Here is a 14390-nt window from a genome sequence, read left to right on the forward strand (position 1 = left end):
CACCTTTTTATGCGCATATACTTTAAAATCAATTTCTTATGATGATTTCTTTAGGAATTTGCTAACGAGTACTATGCGTGTCCCATTTACCCGTCCTTCGATGTGTTCTGGGTTGGATGTCAATGAAATGCCTCTGACGACAGTGCCTCGTTTAGCGGTAAAACCTGCGCCTTTAACGTCCAGGTCTTTAATTAAAGTCACATTGTCGCCTGCTTGTAATGGAGAGCCATTAGAGTCTAGCGTTGGCTCTACATCATCGGTCTCGGCACCTTGATGCGCCCACTTAGTCGTATCGTCATCCAAGTACATCAGCTCTAATGCATCTTGAGCCCAAATTTCTCCCATGCCCGCTAATCGAGTCAGCTGACGCCAAGCCAATACTTGAATGGCTGGTTCTTGGCTCCACATGCTGTCTGTTAAGCAACGCCAGTGATTGATGTTAGTTTCATCAGCATTTTCAATCTGTGTTGTACATGTTTGGCAGAGGTAAGCCGATTGATCCAAACTGCCATCGGAAGGCTCTACGGCGAAGCTAGTTAAGTCGTTTGTTGAGCCGCATAACTCGCATGTTGATTGGCTTCTTTCAGCCAAGCGTTGTTCTAATGACATATCTATTAACCTTATAAAATGTGCGCGCATTATGCCAGATTTGACTATAAAACTGTATAGGGGATGCTATTTAGTGGGATGAAAAAGCTGGTGGGCTGACTGAAGTACTTTTATACTGCTTTTAAATCATTTTGTTGCTTCAAACGTGGTTTTTTAACGACGACCGGTAGAAAAGCAAGGAATCGCATGCCTGTTAAAACATATATTAATGTTAAGAGTGTAGCTTTGGTCTTTGTTGCTTGTGCTATGGCAGGAATCGGTCAAGCGGATATCTACCGCTGGGTAGATGAACAGGGTGTGGTTCATTATAGCGACCAAGCGCCCGCAGGCGTGGATGCTCAAAAAAAAGCATACAATAATGTAGCTACTCCTTTCCGTAGCGTTCCTCCGTCCGCTTTTCCTAAGGAGCAGGATAGTCAACCAGCGCCTACAGTCAATCCTGAGAAAACAGACGAAGAGCAAGACTTGGGCGAAGGTGAGAAGGACCCAAAAAGTAAGCAAAGTCGTGGCACTGCCGATTTGACGGATGCAGTTAAGTATAATGATGCTGATAAACAAACGTTGAGTGAGCGAAAGCAGCAAATTATTGAAGATACTGATGAACCGGCATCTAAGTTGAGTGAAAGAAAGTCTCAAATTAATGCTGAATACAAAAAAATTCTTAATGAGTATCGCGCCCGTCGGCAAACAACTGATTAGTTTTATATCGAACCGAATATGAGAAAAAGACTCTATACGGTCATTATTAATATTAACTGCAAGATGGAGGAAGTACTTTTGCCGGATTTCCGGACATCTTTAAACACCACTTTTGGTATTTAACGCGTTTCTAACGCGACACTTTTGGAGGGCTACACCATGCATCAAGATGAATCATTACATCCTAAATTTGTCGAGGCTATGCGTAAACTTACAGCAATGTCAGAAGAGGACCGCCTGTCAGATGATAACAAGGAGCTTTTTGAACAAGCCATGAATTATGCCCCCCTTGATATTCAGCCTCAGCTGATCGAGATAAAAAAGAAGTATGACAACCTTCACTAATCTGGTGAATATCCTAGATAAGCCACGATTATATATCGTGGCTTTTTTATACCAAACTCATAGTCTGCCTACATCAATCCCTGTTTCGTTATAATGCAGCTTTATCCTCAAGTTTTATGAGTGTTTAGCCGATAAATATCAGCAAATATAATTTTTGCTTCTATATTTATAGTGTTAGCCATTGTTGGTTGCGCTTTAGCGCTTTCAACAGAATGAATAATAAAACATCAGATGCAAGGTAATGGAAGATGGGATGGTTCGGACGCAGCTCGAAAAATAACATTACACGTAGCTCAAAAGCTCCTATTAACATAGTCTCGATTACAAGCCAAAAAATAGCACCTGAGTCGCTTGAGTCGTTAGCGTTTGATCAGGATGAATGTTCTCTTGTAATTGCCTATGTGTCTCCACATTTAGATTTTGAAAATACAATGCGCCGATTAAAATCGGCCATGCCCTTTGCGAAGAAAGTGATGGGTGTTATGACGGCCGGTGAGCTAAGCACATGCCAATCTTCACTTTATCATTCGGCCGAAGGGCATTGGGATAATATTGTTCTGCAAAGCTTTAGTAGTGAGATATTCACTCACGTAGAAATCAGATCAGTGCCTCTACTCTGTGAGGATATCCAGAGCGGACAGGTGTCTATATCCAGAAAAGAGCGTGTCGAAAAGTTGTCGGCGGAAATTTCAAAGGTCACTTTACCCTTTGATGTGAATTATCAAGACACCCTTGCCATTACTTTTTTCGATGGGTTAACCGCCAGTGAAAACTTCTTTATGCAAGGGTTGTATGAGAGTGGTTTGTTCCCATGCTACTTTATTGGTGGCTCAGCTGGCGGGAAACTAGATTTTAAGCAAGCGCTAGTCTTTGATGGCGATAGGGTTGCTAGGAATTCGGCTGTTATTGCCTTTGCTAAATTAGCGCCTCAAATACGTTACGGCATTTTTAAATCTCATAATTTTGAAGAAACAGCAACGGCCTTTACGGTTATTGAATCTGATATATACACTCGGCAGGTAAGCTCAGTTGTCTCTCAAGGCTCATCTGAGTTAAAAACATTTGTTAACGCCTTGTGTGATCATTTCCGATGCCAGCCCGCTCAGTTAAATGATGCATTGGTTGGTTATTCTTTTGCTGTAAAAATCGGCTCAGAGTTATTTATACGATCCACAGCTGGCATTGATACTGACAGTGGTAGTATTTCATTTTTTTGCGACATGGAGTTTGGTGATCAACTCTTCTTAGTGAAAGCCAAAGATTTTGCAAGCACAACTCGCTCAGATTTTGATGCGTTTATGGCCACCAAGTCAGCTAAACCAATCGCAATGCTTGCTAATGACTGTATCTTACGCCGGTTAAATAATGCGAATAACTTAAGCCAGGTTGTTAACTTCTCGGATATTCCTGTGGCGGGTTTCTCGACTTTTGGTGAGTTGTTGGGCGTTCATATGAACCAGACACTAACCGCATTGTTATTTTTTAAAGTGGAGGAAGGGCAACGGTTTAAAGATGAATATGCTGATCGTTTTCCGCAGCATTACAGCGACTTTAGGCAGTTCTTTTTAGAATCTCGTACCAACAGCTTAAAACATATAAACACGGTGCAATCGAAGCTTGTTGAATATATGGGCGAATATCGTCCACTGTTGCGAAAAATGGTAGATAGCTTTAATGATGTTTCTGACTATGCGGTAACAACCGGTAGAGTCGTTGAAGATATACAGGGGCGTTTTACGGAGTTTTCTACCAGTATAGAAAGCCAAAATGAAGACCGAAAAGCATTGCACGACAAAGTAGAGCACCTAAAGCATAACTCAGAAGAAGTGTTATCGATTTTGAGTGTTATATCGGGCATTGCGGACCAAACAAACCTTTTAGCTCTTAATGCTGCTATTGAAGCGGCAAGGGCTGGCGATGCGGGGCGAGGGTTTGCTGTTGTAGCAGATGAAGTACGTCAGCTGTCTCATAATACGCAAAAAAGTTTGAATCAAACGGGTGACACCATTAATGCGGTTACTGGCTCGATTGATGAGATTCGTAAAACCATTACCAACACAGAAGAGTCCATGGCTCGTATTGCTGAAGGGGCTCTGGCCTTGGGCGATGAGATGCAAAATTTGGTTGGCTCCTCTCAAAAAGCGGGCGAGCAAATGCGTGAAAGCGTGGATTACATCAGCCACATAACTCAAGAAATGGATCAAATTGATAAAGAAGTCGAAGCTATCGAGCGTCTTAAAAGTCTCGATCAAAGCCGATGATTTTTAAATATAGATAAAAGGAGCCATTGGCTCCTTTTTTTATGGTTTAGATTGGGCGTAGGCGTGACATCTGGTAAGGTTGCGCTTTGTATTAGCACAGTAATAAGACAGGTAAACACAGTGATTGAAATAGGCAAAAACAACACCCTAAGCATAATACGTGAAGCTGAATTTGGTGTTTATCTGGATGGCGGTGAATTTGGTGGAGTGTTGCTGCCCAAGGCAGATGTGCCCGCGGGAGTGACTGTCGGCGATAAAGTTGATGTATTTTTGTACCTTGATACAGATGATTTTATTGTCGCTACAACACGTGTCCCTTTAGCTAAAGCAGGCGAATTCGGTTACTTAAAGGTTGCTGAGGTTAATAACATAGGTGCCTTTTTGGATTGGGGGCTTCCTAAGCAGTTGCTGTTGCCATACGGTGAACAACGCAAGCCCTTAGAAGTTGGTCAAAAGGTGTTCGTACGTGTTTACATTGACAACAGTGACCGACTGGCTGCGTCGGCTAAAATTGAGAAGTTTTTAGAGCCTGCGCCTGAGCATCTAAAAATGGGCCAGCAAGTGAGCTTATCTGTTTGGCGCCGAAGTGATCTTGGCTTTTTGGTTCTTGTCGATGGTCAGTATCAGGCTTTGCTGCACAATCAAGACCTGTTTAGAACAGTCCGTGTTGGTCAAACTCTCGATGGCTATATCAAACGGGTACTCGAAGATGGCAAAGTCGATGTGATGTTAGATAAACCCGGATATGGCAAAGTAGATGAATTGTCGCGTCGCATACTAGAAGATTTAGAAGATCGTGGTGGCCATAGCCCGTTGGGTGATAAATCCGCGCCAGAAGATATTTATCAAACATTTGGGGTCAGCAAAAAAGCCTATAAGATGTCTATCGGTGCTTTAATGAAACAGGGGCTTATTACTATTAGCCCCAATGGCATTGATTTAAAGTAACTCATATCAATAGGTGTGCTGCCTTCTCGACACCAGGAGGCAGCGTTATATCTTTTAATAATTCTATAACCCTACGCATCAACTCTTCGCCTGCTGGGCTTAACGAGCGACCCCTGCGAGTTATCAAGCAGAGTTCTCTATACATATCGGGTTGATCCAACGGCACAAATGTCAGTTCGGTAAACGCCGAGGTAGAGGCGGCTAGTGCCGGTAAAATGCTTACACCCATTCCCGACTTAATCAATGAAGCTAAGGTTGCAGGTGTTGTGGCCTCGACGGCTGCACGTTTACTTATTGTGGGCCACTGTTGCAAATACTCGTCTAATTGTAATCTTATACCGTTATCTTTGGTTAAAAATATTTGTGGAAAACTAGTGATATCTGAAGGGTTAATCAGCGTTGGGTTTTGGTCAAGAATAGGGTGGTCTTGAGGGAGCACTACCCCGTACTGGTCTTTAATTAGGGGGGTGTAGTGAAGGGTGGGTTGGTTGCTGTGGTTGCTCCCAATTCCAAAATCGGCGCGGTTGTCATCTACACCGGACTCTATACCACTAGCACCTTCCTCGATTATTGTCATCGCTACGTTCGGAAAATCCTGTCGGTATTGCGCAATAACATTGGGTAGTAGAGTGCTTACCACAGAAGCTGAAGCCGCTAACGATACACTGCCTTGTTGTTGTAAGGCGCTTGCTTTTAAATCCGACAAAGCGGCATCGAAGTCGGATACTAGACGTTCGGCGACAGGAAAAAAGCGTTCACCGGCTTGTGTCAGGTGGACACGTCGTGTGGTTCTGTCCAGTAATTGTATACCGGTCTGTGACTCTAATTGTTTGATGGTGGCCGTTAGAGTGGATTGAGTGACATGTAAATGCGCAGCCGCTTGCGTAAAGCTTCCTTGGCGCGAAACAGCGATAAAGGCAATAAGGTGACGATAGTTGATGGGGAGCATGAGTTGATACTCAGGTTTATAAAGGTATTTAATTTATCATTTTTAGCGATTAATTCATTAAATTTTATCGTTTGAATGATTAATAAGACTTCTGCATTATGTGTGCATTCTAATTATATTGATGACAAGACCCATGATCCCACGTATTTCTGTTGTTGAAACCACGGCTCAACGCTATCTGGATTTTATTAACACCCTAAAAGCTAAAGGCTTTCAAGGCGAGTTGAATAATGATTATGCGAACCGCATAGCGCTATCAACGGATAACAGTATTTATCAAGTATTGCCGCAAGGTGTTATTTATCCTAGATCAACTGATGATTTGGTGCTGATTGCACAGCTTGCTGCGCAGCCTTCTTTTAAAAGTGTGGTATTAACACCTAGAGGCGGTGGTACAGGGACGAACGGACAATCGTTAACCGATGGTTTGGTTGTTGATGTATCCAAGCACATGAACAAAATTCTAGAAATTAATGTGCAAGAGCGCTGGGTTAGGGTGCAGTCTGGCGTTGTTAAAGATCAATTAAATGCGGCTCTAAAACCTTATGGGTTATTTTTTGCACCGGAATTGTCCACGAGTAACCGAGCGACTGTCGGTGGAATGATTAATACCGACGCTAGCGGGCAAGGCAGTTGCATGTATGGTAAAACGCGCGATCACGTTTTATCACTGACCAGTGTTTTCCTCGATGGCACGGTGTGGGATTCGTTTGCTTTAGAGGAAGATGAGCTGGAAGAAATCAAGCAGCAAGCTGGGCTCATCGGCCAAGTGCATCGCGATCTTGATCAGCTATACACTGAAAAAAAATCGGTGATTGATGCCAAATTCCCACCTCTGAACCGTTGTTTGACCGGATATGACTTGGCGCATATTCGAGATGAATCAGGCCGCTTCAATTTAAATTCTATTCTGTGTGGGGGTGAAGGTTCATTAGGCTTTATTGCAGAAGCCAAACTAAATGTTCTGACTATTCCCAAATACTCGGCTTTGATCAACATTCAATATGACAGCTTTGAGACCAGCATGCGTGATGCTAAAGCGCTGATGGATTGGGGGCCAACGTCAATTGAAACGGTAGATTCCAAAGTACTTAACTTGGCTATGGGCGATATTGTGTGGGATACGGTACGCAGTTATTTCCCTGTCAACGAAGGAGACCCTGAAATACAGGGGATTAATTTAGTTGAGTATACGTCTGATGATGAAGAGGAGCTGCGTGCTAAAGTTGACCGCCTAACCGCACACTTGGATGATGTTTCGGGCCAGCCTGGTAAGAGCTTTGGTTATACGGTTGCCTTAGGCGCGGGCGAAATCAACAAAATCTGGGGCATGCGTAAAAAGTCTGTGGGTTTACTGGGTAACGCAAAAGGTGAGCGCCGACCTATACCGTTTGTTGAGGATACGGCAGTTCCTCCGGAGAACCTCGCTGATTACATCATGGAATTTAGAGCTGTGCTCGATAATCACGGATTAGCTTACGGGATGTTTGGGCATGTTGATGCGGGCGTTTTACACGTGCGTCCGGCTATTGATATGAAAGATGAGGCGCAAGAGCACTTAATTCGAGAAATTACAGATCAAGTGGCGGCGCTGACCCAAAAATATAATGGCTTGCTATGGGGCGAGCATGGTAAGGGCGTTCGTTCTGAATATGCCCCTGCATTTTTTGGTGAGCTGTATCCTGAATTGCAGCGCATAAAGGGTTGGTTTGACCCAAATAACCAGCTTAATCCGGGTAAAATAGCGACGCCTCTGTTAGCCGGTGTAGAACTGCTAAAAATAGATGAAGTGCAAACACGCGGGCAATTGGACCGTCAGATTCCAGATGACACACGAGCGGCTTATGGGTCCGCTGTGTATTGTAACGGGAACGGCGCTTGTTATAACTACGATCCAAAAGATGCCATGTGCCCTTCGTGGAAAGGTACGCGTCAGCGTATACACTCACCTAAAGGCCGTGCATCTTTAACGCGAGAATGGCTACGCTTAATGTCTAATCAAGGCGTTAGTCTGGTAGATGCCAGTGAACAGGTGAAACAATCATCGTTCATTAAGTCACTTCCGGTGCGTATTAAAAACTCCCTGAATAAGAAGAAGGGTGAGTACGATTACTCGCATGAGGTACATGAGGCCATGAAAGGCTGCTTGTCATGTAAATCATGTGTGGGTCAGTGTCCGATTAAAGTCAATGTGCCTGACTTTAAAGCTCGTTTCCTTGAAGTGTATTACAGCCGCTACCTGCGCCCAGTGAAGGACTATATGGTAGGCGGGTTAGAAATGATGATCCCGACTATCGCTAAATTCCCCGCACCTTATAACTGGGCGATGGAAAATAAAGTCGTTAAACGAGTTCTGCGCCAAACAGTGGGTATGGTTGATAGCCCAAGTATTAGTGCACGTTCTTTGGTTAAAGGGCTACAAGAGAGGGCGGTGGAATTAGCAACACCACAGGTGATCGCTACCTTATCTCCTGCTCAGCGAGATAAAGCTGTGATCATCGTTCAAGATGCATTTACGAGTTATTTCGAAGCATCATTGGTGCTTGATATAGTCGATTTGTTGCGTGAATTAGGCTTTTTTGTACTGGTCGCCCCTTTCATGCCAAATGGGAAGCCATTACATGTGCATGGTTTTATGAAAGCTTTTGAAAAGGCGGCTATAAAAAATGCAGACATGCTTAAAGCGCTAGAATCGCATGGCATCCCATTAGTGGGAGTGGATCCTTCTATGACATTAACTTACCGTCAAGAGTATGTTCAAGTCGTTGAGGTGACCCCGCAAGTTAATCTCATTCAAGAGTGGTTAGCCACTCAGTCTGAACGCATTAAAGAGCGTGCTGTGAATGTACGAAGCGGTGAATATAAACTGTTATCCCACTGCACAGAAAAGACATCGGCAGCACCGTCTTTACGTCAATGGCAATCAATTTTCACCGACTTAGGCCAAACATTGTCTGTGCAGCCTGTAGGGTGTTGCGGTATGTCCGGTACTTATGGTCATGAAGCCGATAACTTAGCGACCTCTCAGACTATCTATAACTTAAGTTGGAGTGATGTGGTTAACGACCCGGACAATAAAGGGAAGTTAGTGGCTACTGGTTACTCTTGCCGAAGCCAGGTTAAGCGGATGGATAAGCAGGTAATACCGCATCCTGCACAAGTATTGTTAGATTTGCTAAGGGCTGCCAGATAGAAGACTAATCACTTTTATAGGCATTAAAAAGGGGCCCATAGGGCCCCGAAAGGTTTAGGAGTATGCTACTCCTGATTGTGTACAAACGACGGTTGCATTCGGTTAGTCAGTTCAGCTATGGCATCTAGCTGGCTGTTATAACGGTTTTGCTGTTCACTATCGGCCTCTCGATATCTTGCATCCTGCGTTACCAGTGACTCTAATAGTGTTTGGCTAAATTCGCGGATCTCCTTCACAAAGTCTAGCGTTGGGGCTGCGCTGGCATTTTCAAAGCTTTGTGCGTAGTTACCTAAGCGCTTAGCGGCATCTTGTGTCACCGCGTTTTGGTTTTCTACTTGGCTATATTTAGCCACAGAGCTGTATTGCTCAGTTTGTGTGAGCTGTAAGTTCATAGAGGATAATTCGGATTTATCCATCTGGTACTCACTCGCAATATCAAAGGCTTTTTGGGTATCACCATCGAAAAATTCGCCAGCGATTTCATTCACGTCTTTAATTAGATTTTGAAGTGCGTCAATCTCATCATTATCTAAGTCGCCATTGACCGAAAATTGGTAGTTGCTTGCTTCGCTTCGGCTTATGTTGAATAGGGCAGATGTGTTTGAACCATCAGACTCAACGCCAAACGACTGCTCATAGCGGCTTTGATTGGAAAAGTTGATCGTTACTTCGTCGCCATCTTGGGTTGTTACTTTTAAAGATAGCGATTCTGACTGCTCATAGCGTTCGGCGGCTGTTAGTCGGCTGATAGTAGCGCTATTGGCCGCATCTTGAGCTGATGGGTTGATAGCATCCAAAGCAGCAAACGTTTGCTTTTCTGTTTCATCAATATTTTCTGCTATGGAGCCCTTAAGAGCACCTAAGTTGTCGAGAATGTCTCTTGCTTCAGCAAAGCCTTTTTCTACGCCAGATACGGCAGCGTTATACATATTCTGGATGTCTTCTTCTGAACGCCCACTACGACGAGCGGCTTCTAGCCCTTGAGCAACAAAATCTCCGATCCGGTTAGCTACCTTCTCAGGCGAGAAATCATCACTGTCCAATGATTTAAGATCCCCAGCACTCATACCTGGAATATTTTCGGCTAATCGGTTGAGTACCGTATCTTCAGAAGCGGCTTGTGGCGTCCGGGCATTTAAAGAATCTTGGTAACTAACCATAGAGTTCTGAAAACCGGATGTGAACTGTGAATACAATGTAATGGACATGCTCCCGCCCCAAACTTGATTTACTTATCGTATATATCGACTAAGCCTAGACTATCTAAAGTGAATCAAACGCCTGATTGAAAAACTTTCATCTTCATACGTGCCTCACAAGGGTAAGGCTCAGTAATCAGCTAATATCGAACTCTTAATGTCCCGGTGAGTAGGTCAATGGTTGTAGTGCATTTTGCAGGTGCGAAATTTACAATAGTAATGTCATGTCTTTTATTGCCTTAAGGAGAAACCCATGGAAGATTTATTGCCGGAACTATGTGATCAGTTTCCTGATTTAGTACAAGTTGTTGAGCCAATGTTTGGTAATTTTGGTGGGCGAGAAACCTTTGGGGGGCAGATTGTGACCATCAAAGCTTTCGAAGATAACTCTCTAGTGCGTGAACAAGTGGCTTTGCCTGGCAAAGGCAAAGTTTTAGTTATTGATGGCGGGGCTTCTATGCGGCGTGCCATGTTAGGGGATATGTTAGCTGAAAAAGCTGAAAAAAATGAATGGGAAGGCATCATCATTAATGGCTGTTTGCGTGATGTGAATGCCATAGGGCAGCTCGATGTGGGTGTCCAAGCGTTAGGTACACACCCAATGAAAACGGATAAGCGTGGTTTAGGAGATTTGAATGTCCCTGTCACGTTTGGTGGGGTAACTTTTGTGCCAGGACAATATGTGTATGCTGATAATAACGGTGTGCTGGTGTCTGCAGAGCCACTCACTTTATCAGCTGAGAGCTAAGCAAGGCTGCCTATATGAGAGTTAAGCCATAGATAATAATTGTTTATCTATGGTTTATAAATCAGTTGGTTACGTTTCTTTTCTATAGTGGTTTCACGAATCGTTTTCAGCGTCTGATGCAAAGTGTGGCCACTTCCTTTTTACAACTGGGCCGCTTCGGCTCCACGAGTGGCAGGTATCCATAATTTTGGGTACAGGACCTGTCTCTGTCCAATCTTGCGTTTGGCGACGTATTTGATGGGTTGTTTGGAATGCGGTTGTTGCCATCGGGCCAAGCAATTCGATTAAATGGGTGCAGCCATTAATGCCCCCAAGCAAGGCTTTAACTTGTTTTGTAAAACCCCCTTTGATTTGTAATCCAATCAACTGTTTGTAAGCTGGGGTTATTTGGGGGCAATACTCAAACGGCGTACTATCCATTGCCGCTTCGGCATCATGTATTACCAAGTCCATATCTACGGTAATACGTAACCACATATCGTGGAGTGCCTGATTAGCTTTAAGCGTTTTATCTGAGGTATCAGGGTGTGGCATATCATAGGCTTTTACATCAGTCATATGGCCTTCAATGTCCCATAACCCGTCTTCACGTTTATACCCTTGGCATTTGACGGAGCGGGTATGAAATAATGATCGATTTGAAGGTGTCGATAAAGGCATAGTTAAAAGCTTCTGTTAAGTTGTATCAAGGTCGGCAAAGCTAGTTATTTGCCTGCATTAATGAGTGCTGTCAGCGTTGCATAGTCAGTTAGTTTTTTACGTGGTCTATCTTCTGTTGTTGCATTTCGTTCATGTTCATCGATACGTTTCCAGTCACTAAAAGACGTAATGAGCGCAGGTTGAGTATCTAATATTGCTTTTATACCACGATAACCAATCTTGTCGCAGGGAACGCTTTGTTGCACTGCATTAATAATGTCTCTTGCTGTATTTACCGCATCAACCCGATTGCTTTGAATGACACCCTTTGCCCCATTTTTACACCAGCCTACCGAATAAGTGGGTTCGGTGAAATTAAGCGAAGTCGGCGATTGCTCAAAGCCAATCGCAGTTATTAACGTATCGATCGGTAGTCGGGTCTTGGTCTCATCAGAGGTACGTAAGTCGATAGCTTCTACTCGTTCTTCCCCATTTAATTTGACTGGTGTAGTGTCAAATATAAAGGTTAATCGTGGCGAGTGAGCTGGCCTTATCTTTACAAGGTCACCGTTGAGAACAGGTATTTTCCTGAATAACGCTAGGTTTTTTAGTCGATCTCTGTGGTGCTCTTTAGGTATCAGCTTGAGAACATCGGGTGGCAATTCCTCGGTTATGTTTGTGTCAGTGCGATAGCAGGCGACATTGGGAAGTTCTAAAATTTCGGCGATCATTCCTGAGGAAAAGTGAGCGTTCGCAGCGCTGCCTCGGCCAATTAAATAAATATCGCGGTTAGGTTGGGATTCGGTTAGGGCATTGATTACATGATCGGGCATGTCACTCTTTAAGAGTTGTTCGCGAGTTTTGAGTAATAGCCGAGCGGCATCTAAAGCAACGTTTCCATGTCCAATAATGCCAATTTTTGTACCAATATAGGGATGCTGGTTCTGAGTTAGATCCCCGTTATACCATGCTGCCAATGCCCCGGAAGGGTAGACCCCATTTATGTCTTGGTTTGGTAAATCTAGCTGCCTATCGTGTGTGGCTCCTGTTGCCAATACGATAATGTTGTAGTGCTTTTCAAGCTCTAAAGGCGTTAATGATGCGCAGTAAGAGTGAGCTTGAGGGGTAGATTCTATACGCACACCTCCAATAAAACGCACATTGGGTCGAGCAAATGCTTTTTCTAATTGACGAGTAATGTTTTTGGTAATGAGATGGTCGGGAGCAACCCCATTTCTAACCAAGCCAAATGGCGTTGGTTGCTGATCAAATACGTCAATTTGGGCGTTATCGAGCTTTTTAGCTAAGTAATCAGCGATGTAGCAACCACTGGGGCCGCTACCTATGATGGCAATGTGTATCATGTTCTACCTTGGCGCTACTTGAATACATTAAACAATAGGTAGAGTGTAGCGTAGCCTGTAACGTGAGTAGAGAGGCCAGCAGCAATAAGCTTGAACTGGCCTTGGTCAGAATGAAGTGGAGGTGGGCGTTAGTCTGTTTCGGCCATCGCTTGCATGGCTTCACGTGTCCAGTCCAGTGATTCTCGGTAGGCTTGATCGTATAAGTCGGCATCAAAGTCTATTGGTAGGGTATCCCAGTTCCCCGCAATAAAATCAATAACGCCGGTCAGTACTTGACCTATTTGCCCTTCGCCTGTGGTAATGGCCTTCTTAATCTCATCCCCAAGAGGCACTTGTTCCAACAGTTGATCCTGTTGTAGGTCGAGCAAGGCATCGAGTCCAGACATCATGCCAGCCATAAAGTAACTGGATGCATGATTGCTTTTTTGCGCTTCAGCAATCAGTTCAGCCATTCGACCGCGGATTAATAATGCTCTGGATAGCTCTTCGGGTTTGTCTGGGTTGGCTGTCATTGCGATGAGCGTCGCCCATTTTTTAACTTGTGGTATTCCCAACAAAACGATGGCATCACTAATCGATTCTACATTACGTACTAATGAATTAGCCGCCGAATTGACAATCCGGAGTAGTTTATAAGTCAATACCGGGTCTTTGATAATTAGAGCTTGGAGTGCTTCAGGTTTAGCGTCGGGCTTTTGCAGCTCTTGAATTAGCTGCAGAAGTGCGACTTGACCGGTGTTAATTTTACGCCCAGTAATTAACTTGGGCTTACTCAAAAAGTGCCCTTGGAATAACTTAAATCCCAGAGAAATACACTCTTCTAGTTTCTCGTGTGTTTCTATTTTTTCGGCCAGCAACGTGACTTTAAAAGGCTTAATTTGTTTTAGTAAGACCACAACTTCATCGTAGTTATGATGCATAACATCAACTTTAACTATGTGAGCTAGTTTCAAAAGGGGGTCGTATTTAGGGCTATAAATAAAATCGTCCAGTGCGATACGGTACCCGTCATCTACCAGGGCTTTGACGCCAGCAATAAATGCCTCATCAACTTCGGCGTCTTCAAGTAATTCGAGTACAACTTGTTTACGAGGAAGATCCGGTATTTTTCCTTCTACAACAATATCATAAGTAAGGTTGATGAAAGCGGGAACACGCTTTAACGAACCGGCATCCGAAATTGAGGTATATGCATTAAGTAGCACTTCAGTAGTAGCCGCGCTTCCACCTAAAAAAGTTGCTTGCTCAGAATCTGCCTCACTGCGGTATAAAAGCTCATAAGCAACAACACGTTGCTTTACATCAAATATGGGTTGTCTAGCCATGAGAATTTGCGGTTGCAAATTAGCGTCGGACATTTGGCAGGTTCCTGTTCGTGTTTCTTAGAATATCAATATAGAAGCTAACGGCTGTTAATGCGAAAAATTGAGTGTAAA

At 43.8% G+C, this 14390-nt stretch carries 12 protein-coding genes; 6 read left to right on the top strand and 6 right to left on the bottom strand.

Annotated elements, in window-relative coordinates:
- Positions 1-36 precede the first annotated feature (36 nt).
- Positions 37-609, bottom strand: coding sequence for an alkylphosphonate utilization protein (locus tag OW491_RS08085; protein WP_075178940.1), 573 nt, complete (start codon positions 607-609; stop codon positions 37-39).
- A gap of 186 nt (positions 610-795) precedes the next feature.
- On the opposite strand from OW491_RS08085, the gene OW491_RS08090 reads away from it, so the two are divergent.
- From OW491_RS08090 to OW491_RS08105, 4 genes are all read left to right on the top strand, one after another.
- A complete protein-coding gene (locus tag OW491_RS08090) occupies positions 796-1308 on the top strand; it encodes a DUF4124 domain-containing protein (RefSeq protein WP_075178939.1) in 513 nt (170 codons plus the stop codon).
- A gap of 159 nt (positions 1309-1467) precedes the next feature.
- A complete protein-coding gene (locus tag OW491_RS08095; protein WP_075172274.1) occupies positions 1468-1653 on the top strand; it encodes a hypothetical protein in 186 nt (61 codons plus the stop codon).
- A 248-nt stretch (positions 1654-1901) separates the two neighbouring features.
- Entirely contained in the window at positions 1902-3914 is a 2013-nt protein-coding gene (locus OW491_RS08100; protein WP_075178938.1) for a methyl-accepting chemotaxis protein, read from the top strand.
- Between the two features lie 120 nt (positions 3915-4034).
- The gene (locus tag OW491_RS08105) at positions 4035-4862 is read left to right on the top strand and encodes a S1-like domain-containing RNA-binding protein (RefSeq protein ID WP_290035497.1); all 828 of its coding nucleotides are present in this window, start codon (positions 4035-4037) and stop codon (positions 4860-4862) included.
- A gap of 1 nt (position 4863) precedes the next feature.
- Here OW491_RS08105 and OW491_RS08110 read toward each other — a convergent pair whose 3' ends face one another.
- A complete protein-coding gene (locus tag OW491_RS08110) occupies positions 4864-5811 on the bottom strand; it encodes a LysR family transcriptional regulator (protein ID WP_215151797.1) in 948 nt (315 codons plus the stop codon).
- 133 nt (positions 5812-5944) lie between these two features.
- Between OW491_RS08110 and OW491_RS08115 the strand changes: the two genes are divergently transcribed.
- Positions 5945-9004: an FAD-binding and (Fe-S)-binding domain-containing protein gene (locus tag OW491_RS08115; RefSeq protein ID WP_290035498.1), complete on the top strand. Its 3060-nt coding sequence runs from the start codon at positions 5945-5947 to the stop codon at positions 9002-9004.
- Positions 9005-9069: 65 nt separating this feature from the next.
- On the opposite strand, the gene OW491_RS08120 is transcribed toward OW491_RS08115, so the two are convergent.
- Complete coding sequence (locus OW491_RS08120) at positions 9070-10212, bottom strand: DUF5610 domain-containing protein (RefSeq protein ID WP_290035500.1); 1143 nt, start codon at positions 10210-10212, stop codon at positions 9070-9072.
- Between the two features lie 244 nt (positions 10213-10456).
- Between OW491_RS08120 and rraA the strand changes: the two genes are divergently transcribed.
- On the top strand, positions 10457-10951 hold the full coding sequence (gene rraA / locus OW491_RS08125) for a ribonuclease E activity regulator RraA (protein WP_075178935.1): 495 nt from the start codon (positions 10457-10459) through the stop codon (positions 10949-10951).
- A 93-nt stretch (positions 10952-11044) separates the two neighbouring features.
- Here rraA and OW491_RS08130 read toward each other — a convergent pair whose 3' ends face one another.
- The 3 genes from OW491_RS08130 to OW491_RS08140 all read right to left on the bottom strand — a co-directional run bounded on the left by OW491_RS08130 (position 11045) and on the right by OW491_RS08140 (position 14312).
- Positions 11045-11611, bottom strand: coding sequence for a DUF2889 domain-containing protein (locus tag OW491_RS08130; protein WP_075172268.1), 567 nt, complete (start codon positions 11609-11611; stop codon positions 11045-11047).
- Between the two features lie 44 nt (positions 11612-11655).
- A complete protein-coding gene (locus OW491_RS08135) occupies positions 11656-12954 on the bottom strand; it encodes an FAD-dependent oxidoreductase (RefSeq protein WP_290035501.1) in 1299 nt (432 codons plus the stop codon).
- A 128-nt stretch (positions 12955-13082) separates the two neighbouring features.
- Complete coding sequence (locus OW491_RS08140; RefSeq protein ID WP_290035502.1) at positions 13083-14312, bottom strand: HDOD domain-containing protein; 1230 nt, start codon at positions 14310-14312, stop codon at positions 13083-13085.
- Between the last annotated feature and the right edge of the window lie 78 nt (positions 14313-14390).

This window comes from Neptunomonas sp. CHC150 (assembly GCF_030397555.1).
In the GTDB taxonomy this organism is placed as follows: domain Bacteria; phylum Pseudomonadota; class Gammaproteobacteria; order Pseudomonadales; family Balneatricaceae; genus Neptunomonas; species Neptunomonas phycophila.

Excerpts from the sequence above, each read along its gene's own strand:
- OW491_RS08135 (WP_290035501.1), bottom strand. The coding sequence starts at position 12,954 with ATGATACACATTGCCATCATAGGTAGCGGCCCCAGTGGTTGCTACATC.
- OW491_RS08130 (WP_075172268.1), bottom strand. The coding sequence starts at position 11,611 with ATGCCTTTATCGACACCTTCAAATCGATCATTATTTCATACCCGCTCC.
- OW491_RS08115 (WP_290035498.1), top strand. The coding sequence starts at position 5,945 with ATGATCCCACGTATTTCTGTTGTTGAAACCACGGCTCAACGCTATCTG.
- OW491_RS08140 (WP_290035502.1), bottom strand. The coding sequence starts at position 14,312 with ATGTCCGACGCTAATTTGCAACCGCAAATTCTCATGGCTAGACAACCC.
- OW491_RS08095 (WP_075172274.1), top strand. The coding sequence starts at position 1,468 with ATGCATCAAGATGAATCATTACATCCTAAATTTGTCGAGGCTATGCGT.
- OW491_RS08120 (WP_290035500.1), bottom strand. The coding sequence starts at position 10,212 with ATGTCCATTACATTGTATTCACAGTTCACATCCGGTTTTCAGAACTCT.
- OW491_RS08085 (WP_075178940.1), bottom strand. The coding sequence starts at position 609 with ATGTCATTAGAACAACGCTTGGCTGAAAGAAGCCAATCAACATGCGAG.
- OW491_RS08100 (WP_075178938.1), top strand. The coding sequence starts at position 1,902 with ATGGGATGGTTCGGACGCAGCTCGAAAAATAACATTACACGTAGCTCA.
- OW491_RS08090 (WP_075178939.1), top strand. The coding sequence starts at position 796 with ATGCCTGTTAAAACATATATTAATGTTAAGAGTGTAGCTTTGGTCTTT.
- OW491_RS08110 (WP_215151797.1), bottom strand. The coding sequence starts at position 5,811 with ATGCTCCCCATCAACTATCGTCACCTTATTGCCTTTATCGCTGTTTCG.
- rraA (WP_075178935.1), top strand. The coding sequence starts at position 10,457 with ATGGAAGATTTATTGCCGGAACTATGTGATCAGTTTCCTGATTTAGTA.